This window comes from Actinomadura livida (assembly GCF_014648675.1).
Lineage (GTDB): Bacteria > Actinomycetota > Actinomycetes > Streptosporangiales > Streptosporangiaceae > Spirillospora > Spirillospora livida.
Genome location: NZ_BMRO01000009.1, coordinates 235,770 through 246,873 on the forward strand (window position 1 = coordinate 235,770; position 11,104 = coordinate 246,873).

Here is an 11,104-nt window from a genome sequence, read left to right on the forward strand (position 1 = left end):
GGCGGGGGCGGGTTCCGTCGGTGAGGGTGAGGCGCAGGTCGGGTGGGATGCGCTTGCCGAGGAGCGGGTGGTCGCCGGGGCCCATGTCGTAGCGGATGCCCAGCCCGCTGATCATTCCGGCGACGTGCCCGGCCGCGTCCTTGCGGGCCACGAGCTCGCCGACCACCTCGCGGACCGGGTCCAGGTCGTCCTCGCCGAGGTAGAGCATGGACGCCGCCTGGACGTTGCGCATCAGCTGCCGCCCGACCGGGTGGCGCTCGGCGTGGTAGGTGTCGAGCAGGCCGTCCGGTGCCCAGCCGTTGATCGCCGCGGCCAGCTTCCAGCCGAGGTTCACCGCGTCCAGCATTCCCGCGCTGAGCCCCCACGCCGCCAGCGGCGGTATGGCGTGCGCGGCGTCGCCGGCCAGGAACACCCGGCCGCGCCGGTACTCCTCGGCGAGCCCGGCCGCGTTGTCGGAGGCCCACAGCCAGAGCGGCCGCGCGTGGTGGACGGACTCGCCGGTGAGCCGCTGCCACGAATCGGCGACCTGCGCGAACGTCAGCGCACGGGTGTCCGGGCGAGGGGGCAGGCTCTTGTCGTGGACGACGATCCGGTAGCGGCCGTCGCCCAGCGGAGTGCACAGCACCATGTTGCCGCCCGGGAGCCGTTCGCCGATGGGCCGCGGCCGCAGCGCGACCCCGGCCATCTCGGCGGTGTACATGCCGCGCGTGGCCTCCCAGCCGGGGGCGCGGATGCCGGCGAGCGCGCGGACGGTGCTCCGCGGGCCGTCGCAGCCGACCAGGTACGCGCCGGTGACCTCCCCGCGGCCCGCCGGCCCCTCGAAGACCGCCGTGACGCCGTCCGGTGACTCGCGGAGGCCGGTCACCTCGCAACCGCGCCGCACCGGAACGCCCAGTTCGTCGAGCCACCCGCCCAGCATTTCCTCGGTCCGGGCCTGGGACAGGCCGAGCACCCCGCTGTGGTCCTCGTCGAGCATCCCGAGGTCGATCCGGACGCCGCCGAAGTGCCCCATCGGGCCCCATGTGAAGTCGCCGAGCCGGGACAGCAGCCCGCGCTGGTCCAGCGACTCGGCGGCCCGCCGGTTGAAGCCGAGGGCACGGGACTCCCCGGACGGGCCGGGCAGCCGGTCGAGGACGGTGACGTCCACCCCGGCCAGGCGGAGTTCGCCGGCGAGCAGCAAACCGACGGGACCCGCGCCGACGACGATCACGCCATTATTCATTCTCCGGACCTTCCGCAGGCGGTGGCAGAGGAATCGAATCGTCAAGCTACGCTTCATCGTGTTCAGCTTCAAAATGGCGAAAAAGCGCGCGGTTGAACGCCCTGGAATCACGCGCCATGACATGGAAGGGTGGCCATTCGGCCTGTCATCCCTCCTGCGAATGGAAAGGGGCTCCGGACGTGCCTGCCGACAGAATTGCGCTGATCACGGGCGCCAACAAGGGCATCGGGTTCGAGATCGCACGGCAATTGGGCGAACAGGGGTGCGTCGTGCTCGCGGGCGCCAGGGACGAGGTGCGCGGCAAGGCCGCGGCCGACTCGCTGGCGGGCCTCGGCATCACCGCCCTGCCGTTGCGGATCGACGTGACCGACCCGGTCTCCGCCGCCGACGCCGCGTCCTGGATCGAGCGGCGCCACGGCCGCCTGGACGTCCTGGTGAACAACGCGGGCATCGCCGGGGGCTTCAGCGGGCCGCCCAGTGCGGCCACCGCCGCCGACCTGCGGGAGGTGTACGAGACCAACGTCTTCGGCGTCGTGTCCGTCACCAACGCGATGCTGCCGCTGCTGCGCCGGTCGGAGGCCGGGCGGATCGTCAACCTGTCCAGCCACGCCGGGTCGCTGACCCTCAACACCGATCCGGACTCCCCGCTCGCGAACGTCAACATGCTCGCCTACCAGTCCTCGAAGACGGCGCTGAACGCCCTCACGGTGCTGTACGCGAAAGAGCTGAAGGGGACATCGGTCAAGATCAATCTGGCCAATCCCGGGCCGGTCGCCACGGACATCAACGGCCACCGCGGGCACCTGACCCCCGCGGAGGGCGCGCGGATCGCGGTCCGGCTGGCGCTGCTCGACGAGTCCGGGCCGTCGGGTGCCTGCCTGGCGGAGAACGGGACCGTCCCGTGGTAGCGGACCCGGCACGACGGAGATCGGGCGTGAAGCTGGGAATCGACGATCTCGCCCTTTTCGGCGGGCCCGCGACATTTACCGAACCGCTCTACGTGGGAAGGCCCAGCACCGGCGACCGGGCGCGCTTCTTCGAACGGCTGAACCGGGCGCTGGACGATATGTGGCTCACCAACGGGACGCTGGTCCGGGAGTTCGAGGATCGCGTGGCGGAAGCGGCAGGCGTGCGCAACTGCGTGGCCACCTGCAACGCGACCACGGCGCTGCAGCTCCTCTACATGGCCGCGGGGCTCTCCGGCGAGGTCATCATGCCGTCGATGACCTACGTGGCCACCGCGCACGCGGCCCGGATGCTGGGCCTCACGCCGGTGTTCCGCGACATCGACCCCGCGACCGGCTGCCTCGACCCGCGTGCGGCGGAGGCCGCCGTGACCTCCCGCACCTCGGGCGTCGTCGGCGTGCACCTGTGGGGGCGGCCCGCGCCGATCGCCGAGCTGGAGAAGACGGGCGCCAGGCACGGCCTGCGGGTGCTCTTCGACGCGGCGCACGCGCTGGGCTGCACCTACCGCGGCCGGCGCATCGGGGGGTTCGGTGACGCGGAGGTGTTCAGCTTCCACGCGACGAAGGTGGTGAACAGCTTCGAGGGCGGCGCCGTCGTCACCGACGACGACGGCCTCGCGCAGCACCTGCGGTCGCTGCGCACCTTCGGTTCCGGGACGGACGGCCGCATCGAGCGCGCCGGCACCAACGCCAAGATGAGCGAGGCCGCCGCGGCGATGGGGCTGACCTCGCTGGAGGCGTTCGACCGGGTCGTCCTGCACAACCGCGAGAACCACGCCCTGTACCGGTCCGAGCTGCGCGGGGTGGCCGGCGTGTCGGTCGTCCCCTTCGACGAGGGGGAGAGCTCCAACCACCAGTACGTGATCGCCAGGATCGACGAGGCGGGCGCCGGTCTCCACCGGGACCTGCTGATGCGGGTGCTCAAGGCCGAGAACGTCGTCGCGCGGCGCTACTTCTCGCCCGCCTGCCACCAGCTCGAGCCGTACCGCTCGGAGCGCCCCGTCGAGCTGCCGCACACCGAGCGGCTGGCGGAGCAGGTGCTCGCGCTGCCGACCGGGCCCGCGGTCTCCGCGGCGGACGTCCGGCGCATCTGCGAGATCGTGCGGTGCGCGGCCGCCTCGGGCCGGCGGGTGACCGACCGTGCGCGGCGCACGGCGGATCCCGCGCCCGCCCCTCCGGTCCCTGTGCCCTCCGGGCTCAGGCGGTGACCAGCCTCGCCTGCGCGCGCACCCGGTCGACCAGCTCGGCCTGACGGGTGATCGCCGCGGCGTGGGGAGCGTAGTCGGCGTTCTGGAGGATCGACCGGGCGAAGGATTCGGTGACGTTCCGGAACTGGTGGTCCGCCGGAAAGGACGGCTCCTCGGTCCGCCCGCCGGACTCGATGCGGATCAGCGGGCGCTGGTCCGGGGGCGGGGTGAAGGCGCGGTCCACCGTAAGCCGGGCCTGGTCCCCCCAGAGCGAGTAGCGGGACCGGTAGGAGTGCTCGAAGCCGAATGAAAGCTCTGCCGTGATGCCCGAAGGCGTGGAGAGCAGGGCGTGGCCGGCCACGTCGATGCCCCTGGCCGGGTCCATGCGCAGCACCGAGCCGACGACGTCCAGCTCGGGGCCGAGGAAGTGGGACGCGGCGCGGATCGGGTAGCCGCCCACGTCCAGCAGCGCGCCACCGCCCAGTTCGGGGCTGTACCGGATGTCGGACGCGTCGCGCGGCGGGATGCCGAAGCGCGCGGTGAACACGCGGAGCGCACCGATCCGGCCTTCTGCGACGAGCTCGCCGACCCTCCGGTGCTGGCCGTGGTGGAGGAACATGTAGTTCTCCATCAGCCACAGGCCGGCCGTCCTGGCCTGGTCCACCAGGGGCAGGGCGGTGGCGTGGTCGCAGGTGAGGGGCTTCTCCGCGAGCACGTGCTTGCCCGCGGCGAGCGCCCGGCCCGCCCAGTGCGCGTGCAGGCCGGTCGGCAGCGGGATGTACACCGCGTCGACGTCCGCCCGTTCGAGCAGGCCGTCGTACCCGTCCGCCGCGGCGCAGCCGAACCGCCGGGCGACGTCGCGCGCCTTGGCCGGATCGCGGCTCGCGACGGCGGCCAGCTCGATGTTCCCGGCCTCCTCCATCGCCGGCATGACCTTGCGGAGCGCGATGTCCGCGCACCCCAGTACTCCCATACGGACCGTGGATCGCATGCTGGTCGTCGCCTCCCGGTCAACGGGTCGCGGGCGCTTCTCAGGGGTTCAGGCCGGCCGGCATTCGACGATGTAGCGGCCGGAGGGCGCGTTGCCGGACGCCGTGACCGCCAGCCCCGCCATCGCCGCGAGGGCGCCGAACTGGTCGAGGTTCCGCGTCCTGCCGCCGGTCAGCATCATGACCATCAGGCCGCCCTTCGGGGGCGCCCCGCCGGGGGAGACGCCGCCGTCCACGACGACGCGGCCGTGCGGAGCCGCCGCCTCGGCGCACCGGGTGAGCAGCGCGGCCGCCTCCTCGTCGGGCCAGTCCAGGAGCAGGCGGGTGAGCAGGTAGACGTCCGCGCCGCGGGGGAGCGGGTCGAAGAAGCTCTGCCCGCTGACGGAGGCGCGGTCGCTCACCCCCGCGGCCTCGAAGATCTCGCCGGAGCGGGCCACCGTGCGGGGCAGGTCCACGAGCGTGCCGCGCACGTGGGGGTGGGCTCGCAGTGTCTCGGCCAGCAGCGCGCCGGCTCCGCCGCCGACGTCCACCACGTGGCGGACGTCCGCCCAGTCGTCGCCGACCAGGGCCGCGGGGTCCGGGACGTTGCGGCCGCCGTTGGTCATCTGCGCGTCGTAGCTGGCCGCGAGACCGGGTTCGGCGTCCAGATCCTCCCAGTACGGGCGGCCGAAGACCTCCTGGTAGCTCGGGCGGCCCGTGCGGACGGTGGACAGGAGGCCGCTCCACACACCGGCGACCCGGCCGCCCCAGCCGTCGAGATCGAGGTTGCCGCGCACCGGGCCGGGATCGACCAGGTCGCGAGCGGTCTCGTTGAGCGCGAACTCCCCCTCGGCGGGCTCCTCGAAGACGCCCTTGCCCACGAGGTGGCGCAGCACGCGAGCCAGCGACTCGGCGTCGCAGTCCGCTTCCCGCGCCAGGTCGTCGATCTTCGTGATCCCCCGCGCCAGGTGCTCGGCGACGCCGAGGGTCACCGCGACGCGCAGGCACCAGGGGGTCGCCAAGTCGCTCAGCGCCCAGAGATCCACCTTGTCCGACACGTGCTGCCTCCTGGCTCGATCGCCCGGCTCATGGGGGCGTGGGGGACGGCCGCGGGTCGGTTCGGACGGCGCGCCGGACCGCACCCGCCGCGGAGAGCCGCGTGGCGGGCGGGAATCGCCGGAGGCGCCGTGGCCTTTGCCGCGGGAGGTCGTCGTTACTTGGCGGACGCCCAGACGAAGCCGTCCGGGTCGGTGAAGGGGCCGGCGTCGCTGCCGATCTTGATCCGGTGCGATCCGCTGCCCTCGGCGTCGACGCCGGCGACCTTCGCGAGGCCGCGGCGCTTGTAGAGCGAGAGCTTGACGGGACTCGGTGACGTGGCGAACTCGACGTACTTGCGGCCGTAGCTCTTCGCCACCTCGAAGCCGTGGTCGACGTAGAACTGCTTGCTCGCGGCCACGTCCTCGACTCCCAGCTGGAGCACGGTCTCGTCGATCTCGCGGGAGACCGGGCCGGAGTCCTTCTTCGACTGGGACGCGACGGTCCAGACGGTCCCGTCCGGGGCCTGGACGACGCCGCCGTAGCCCCAGAGGGACTTCTTGGCGGGCTTCAGCGATGTGGCGCCGGCCTTGAGAAAGGCGTCGATGACGGCGTCGGCGTTGCCCGGCTGGGACACGATGAGCGACATCGTGAACCCGCGGAAACCGCTCGTCGCCGCGTCCGACGCCTCCAGGCGCAGGTATTTGTCCGTATTGAGGGCGGATGCGTAGAAACGCTCGGCGGCCGCTGTGTCGGCCACCTCTAGAGTGACGAATTCGACGGAAGCCATGACGCTCATGCTAGGTGTGTTCACCGGTCCGCGCTTATCCAATCCTGATCGGCCCGTCCGGTTCCCGTCCCGCGCCCGGCGTCATCTCCGGCGGAACTGCTGGTCATGGGCGAGATCATCGGACATCGCGGGAGTTGTCGATCTATTGGAACCGGACGGCCGTTCAACAATGCCTATCCGGCGGCGAGCGTCTCCATCGTGCGCGCGATCTCGGCGGGCGCCGGAAGCTCCGCGTTCTCCGCCGCGAGGGCCCGCGCCCGCTCCGCGTACCGGGGCTCGGCCAGTATCCGCCGGCAGCCGGCGGCGAACGCCGCGGCCGCGTCCTCGCCGGGTCCGTCCCGCTCGGGCGGCACCGTCAGCGCGGCGCCGTAGCCGGTCAGCGCCTCCGCGATGGCCTTGGTGTGGGTGTTCGGGGGGTAGACCAGCTGCGGTGCGCCCGCGGACAGGGCCGTCATGGCGGTGGTGGCGCCCCCGTGGTTCACGACGAGATCGCAGGTCGGGGCCACCGCGTCGAGCGGCATCCAGCCGACGCGGACGCCGCCGTCGTCCAGCCGGCCGGGGTCCAGTTCGGCCCGGAACTCCTCGGCGGCCTTCCCGGGGGCCGCGACGAGCACCTCCGCCCCCTCGGCGGCCAGCTCCGCCACCAGGCGCCGCATCGCGTCGGCGGAGAGCATGCGGAAGTGGCCGCCCGAGGTGATCAGCACGCGCCGGCGCCCCTCGGGGCGGGTGTACATCCACCGTTCCAGGCGGCGCTGGGGGTTGCTCGGGATCCAGCGCATCGCCCGCCCGTCCGGAGCGCGCGGCGACCGGAGGGACGGCGGGCACGCCTCGACGAACAGCGCCGGGTCCGGCAGCCCCGCCAGCCCCAGGTCCCGCAGCTCGGACCGCAGGCCCTCCTCGGCGCCCGGGTCGACGTCCTGCGTCGGGACCCCGAGATACTCGGCATGGCGGACGTACGGCACCTTGCGCCGGGTGGCGAGCAGCCCCGCCGCGAAGCTCATCGAGCCGCCGACGACCAGATCGGGGGGCCAGTCGTCGGCCAGGTCCAGCAGCGGGCCGAGCGCGGCGGTGGCCATCCGGGCGAAGCCCCGGCCCGTGGCCAGCATCTCCTCCCGGAGGTGCTCGGGGCCCTGCGCGGCGTCCTTCGCGGGGCCGTTCATCACGAAGTGCCGGGTGGGCTCCGGCATGATCGAGACCGCCGGAAGCTGCGTGGCCTCCGCGAACTCCAGCAGCGGCTCGTTGACGGCCAGGAGGACCTCGTGCCCCGCGTTCCGCACGGCCGTGGCGAGCGGTGCCACGGCGTAGACGGTCACCTGACTGCCGACGGGCGTGAACAAGAATTTCATGGCGCCTCATATGTCTCGGGTGGTGATCCGCTCATGGCCCGTCCGATTATGGGACGTTCCCAGGGATCGCGATAAGGGTCCTGCGCTTTCAGCGTTTCACCTCGCCCGGTGGCCTTTGTTCGGCGCGTTCAACTGAGCATGTCGGCAGTCGAACGGACGCGACCGGTGCGCGCGATGTGACGCAAAATGAATGTGACGCAATACGAAAGGTGCCCGGAAAGAGCCCGGGTCGTTAGCCTGAATCGGCCCGCCGGGCCCGCCGTCGTGTTCCGTCCGGCACCGGTGGCCGAACCGGGGAGGAACGGTGATCTGCCATGACCGCTGGGCTGCTGCTGAGGTCGCGCTCCGGTGCTGGGACCGCTGAACGGCTGGCCCGCTCCGCGGCGGCGGCCGAGGGCGCCGGCATGGCCACCGGCGACGTGCCCGGGTGGCTCGCCTCCCGCAGGCGTGCGTGCCCGGCCCGGGTGCGGCGGATCCCGTTCGCGGAGCTCGACGGCTGGTCCTTCGCCGCCGGCACCGGCGACCTGAGGCACCGCAGCGGGCGGTTCTTCTCCGTCGAGGGCCTGCACGTCGTCCGGCCGGACGCGGAGTGGCGGCAGCCCATCATCGTGCAACCGGAGATCGGCATCCTCGGCATCCTGGCCAAGGAGTTCGACGGGGTCCTCCATTTCCTGATGCAGGCCAAGATGGAGCCCGGGAATCCGAACCTGGTGCAGCTCTCCCCGACCGTGCAGGCCACCCGGAGCAACTACACCAAGGCGCACGGAGGGGCGACGGTCAGGTACCTGGACCACTTCCTCCGCCCGGACCCGGACCGCGTCCTCACCGACGTGCTCCAGTCCGAGCACGGCTCGTGGTTCTACCGGAAGCGCAACCGCAACATGATCGTCGAGGTGGACGGGGACGTGCCCGTCCACGACGACTTCCGCTGGCTCACCCTCGGGCAGCTCGGCGCGCTGCTCCACGAGGACAACCTGGTGAACATGGACGCGCGCACCGTGCTCGGCAGCGCGCCGATGGCGCATCCCGAGCGCGCGGCGCTGTCGCCGGACGCCGGCCTGCTGTCCTGGTTCACCGGGGAGCGGGCCCGGCAGGACGTCCGGGCCCGCCGCATCCCGCTGCGCGAGGTGACCGGCTGGCACCGCGACGCCGATTCCGTCCACCGCGCGGACCAGAGGTTCTTCCGGGTGGTCGCGGTCGCGGTGGAAGGCTCCGCCCGCGAGGTCTCCAGCTGGACCCAGCCCCTCTTCGAACCCGTCTCCCGCGGGATCGTCGGCTTCGCGTACCGCACCTTCGGCGGCGTCCCGCACGTCCTCGTGCACGCGCGCGTCGAGGGCGGGTTCCTCGACACCGTCGAACTCGGGCCGACCGTGCAGTACGTTCCCGAGAACTACGCCCACCTGCCCCCGGCCGAGCGGCCCCTCTTCCTCGACCTGATGCTGGACATGCCGTCCGACCGCGTCCGATACTCGGCGGTCCACGCCGAGGAGGGCGGCCGGTTCCGCGACGCCGAGAGCCGCTACCTGATCGCCGAGACCGACGAGTCCACGACCCCCGCCGAGCCCCCGCCCGGCTACCGCTGGATCACCCCGGGGCAGCTGAACTGGCTCGCCGGGCACAGCCACTACGTCAACGTGCAGGCCCGGACCCTGCTGGCCGTCCTCAACACGCACGCGGCCGGCATCGACCACGCGCCCGTGTGACCCGGGCACCGCCGGCGGCCGCCCGGCCCGGACGCCGCCCCGCTGGACGCCGAGGAGGCCCTGTTTGAGCCCCGCCAAGAACGGCACCCCGCTGGCACGCGTACCGCTGCGGCGCATCCTCGGACTGTTCCGCCCGTACCGGTGGAGCCTGCTGTCCGTCGGCGCCCTCGTCGTCGCCTCGTCGCTCGTCTCCCTGGTCAACCCGTTCCTGATCCGGGAGGTCGTGGACGTCGCCCTGCCCCAGGGCCGGACGGGCCTGCTGACCGTGCTGGCGCTCGGCATGATCGTCGTGTCGGTCGCCAACAGCGTGTTCGGCGTCCTGCAGAGCTACGTGTCCACCAAGGTCGGCCAGCGCGTCATGCACGATCTGCGCACCGCCGTCTACACGCATCTGCAGCGCATGTCGCTGGCCTTCTTCACCAGGACCCGCACCGGCGAGGTGCAGTCGCGCATCGCCAACGACATCGGCGGCATGCAGGCCACCGTGACGACCACCGCGACCACGCTGGTGTCCAACCTGACCACGGTGATCGCCACGGTGATCGCCATGCTCGTCCTCGACTGGCGCCTCGCCATCGCGTCGCTGGCGATGATGCCCTTCTTCGGGTGGCTCAGCCGCCGCATCGGGAGGGAGCGCCGCCGCATCACCCGCGACCGCCAGCGCCAGCTCGCCGCGATCTCCTCGATCGTCCAGGAGTCGCTGTCGGTGAGCGGCATCCTGCTCAGCCACACGATGGGCCGCTCCCGGTCGCTGAACGACACCTTCGCGGCCGAGTCCGGCAAGGTCGCCGACCTCGAGGTCCGGTCCAGCATGGCGGGGCGCTGGAGCCAGTCGTGGATCCAGATCGTCATGTCCTCCATGCCGGCGCTGACCTACTGGGCGGCCGGGCTGGCCGGTCCCGGCTCGGCGATCTCCATCGGCACGGTGGTGGCCTTCACCACGCTGCAGCTGAACCTGTTCCGGCCGATGGTCCAGCTGCTGGACGTCGGGGTCGAGATGCAGGCGTCGCTGGAACTGTTCGACCGCATCTTCGAGTACCTCGACCTGCCGGTCGACATCCCCGAGCCGGAGCACCCGGTCGTCCCGGCGGCGCCGCGCGGGGACCTCCGGCTGCGGGACGTCTCCTTCTCCTACGCCGGCGCGGACCGGCCCACGCTCAGCGGCATCGACGTGACCGTCCCCGCCGGGCACAGCCTCGCCATCGTCGGCGAGACCGGGGCGGGCAAGACCACGCTCAGCTACCTCATCCCGCGGCTGTACGACGCGACGTCCGGGCGCGTCACGATCGACGGCGTCGACGTGCGGCGGATGTCGTCCGCCACGCTCGCCACCACGGTCGGCGTGGTGTCACAGGAGATCTACCTGTTCCACGCCACCGTCGCCGAGAACCTGCGGTTCGCCAAGCCCGGCGCGACCGACGACGAACTCGTCGCCGCCGCGAAGATCGCGCAGATCCACGACCACATCATGTCGCTGCCGCACGGCTACGAGGCCGTCATCGGGGAGCGCGGGTACCGGCTGTCCGGCGGGGAGAAGCAGCGCCTCGCGATCGCCCGCGCCGTCCTGCGCGACCCTCTCATCCTCGTGCTGGACGAGGCCACCAGCGCCCTCGACACCCACACCGAGCGGGCCGTCCTGGAGGCCATCGAGGCGGTGAGCGCGGGCCGCACCACGATCACGATCGCGCACCGGCTGTCCACGATCCGGGAGGCCGACGAGATCATCGTGCTGGACGCCGGCGAGATCGTCGAGCGCGGCACCCACACCGAGCTGCTCGACCGGCGCGGCTACTACGCGGCGCTGGTCGACCGCGACGTCGACATCTTCGAGCCGGCCACCCGGACGCTCTGACGGGGCTGGACTGGATCGGACCGGAACGGCTGAAGG

Annotated in this window: 9 protein-coding genes; 4 read left to right on the forward strand and 5 right to left on the reverse strand. The window is 72.3% G+C overall.

Annotated features, from left to right (window positions below; translation table 11 throughout):
• Positions 1–1,222 (reverse strand): FAD-dependent monooxygenase (locus IEZ03_RS22725; protein WP_229808497.1); only part of this gene is annotated, 1,222 nt, incomplete at its 3' end.
• Positions 1,223–1,401: 179 nt separating this feature from the next.
• Here IEZ03_RS22725 and IEZ03_RS22730 point away from each other — a divergent pair.
• Together IEZ03_RS22730 and IEZ03_RS22735 are read left to right on the forward strand one after the other, a co-directional pair.
• Positions 1,402–2,130, forward strand: a complete 729-nt coding sequence (locus IEZ03_RS22730) for an SDR family oxidoreductase (protein ID WP_184885725.1) — start codon at positions 1,402–1,404, stop codon at positions 2,128–2,130.
• A gap of 26 nt (positions 2,131–2,156) precedes the next feature.
• On the forward strand, positions 2,157–3,395 hold the full coding sequence (locus IEZ03_RS22735; protein WP_184885723.1) for a DegT/DnrJ/EryC1/StrS family aminotransferase: 1,239 nt from the start codon (positions 2,157–2,159) through the stop codon (positions 3,393–3,395).
• Here IEZ03_RS22735 and IEZ03_RS22740 read toward each other — a convergent pair.
• The 4 genes from IEZ03_RS22740 to IEZ03_RS22755 all read right to left on the reverse strand — a co-directional run bounded on the left by IEZ03_RS22740 (position 3,385) and on the right by IEZ03_RS22755 (position 7,513).
• Positions 3,385–4,347, reverse strand: coding sequence for a Gfo/Idh/MocA family protein (locus tag IEZ03_RS22740; RefSeq protein ID WP_221480780.1), 963 nt, complete (start codon positions 4,345–4,347; stop codon positions 3,385–3,387). The two genes, IEZ03_RS22735 and IEZ03_RS22740, sit on opposite strands and share 11 nt — an antisense overlap.
• 66 nt (positions 4,348–4,413) lie before the next feature.
• Complete coding sequence (locus IEZ03_RS22745) at positions 4,414–5,400, reverse strand: methyltransferase (RefSeq protein WP_221480779.1); 987 nt, start codon at positions 5,398–5,400, stop codon at positions 4,414–4,416.
• Positions 5,401–5,555: 155 nt separating this feature from the next.
• Positions 5,556–6,167 carry a VOC family protein gene (locus IEZ03_RS22750; protein ID WP_184885719.1) on the reverse strand — a complete coding sequence of 204 codons (612 nt, stop codon included), beginning with the start codon at positions 6,165–6,167 and terminating at the stop codon, positions 5,556–5,558.
• 173 nt (positions 6,168–6,340) lie between these two features.
• Positions 6,341–7,513 (reverse strand): glycosyltransferase, encoded by a 1,173-nt coding sequence (locus tag IEZ03_RS22755; RefSeq protein WP_184885717.1) that lies wholly within the window; start codon positions 7,511–7,513, stop codon positions 6,341–6,343.
• A gap of 314 nt (positions 7,514–7,827) precedes the next feature.
• Here IEZ03_RS22755 and IEZ03_RS22760 point away from each other — a divergent pair, with 314 nt between their 5' ends.
• Entirely contained in the window at positions 7,828–9,216 is a 1,389-nt protein-coding gene (locus IEZ03_RS22760; RefSeq protein ID WP_184885716.1) for an NDP-hexose 2,3-dehydratase family protein, read from the forward strand.
• Positions 9,217–9,280: 64 nt separating this feature from the next.
• A complete protein-coding gene (locus IEZ03_RS22765) occupies positions 9,281–11,068 on the forward strand; it encodes an ABC transporter ATP-binding protein (RefSeq protein ID WP_184885714.1) in 1,788 nt (595 codons plus the stop codon).
• Positions 11,069–11,104: the final 36 nt, after the last annotated feature.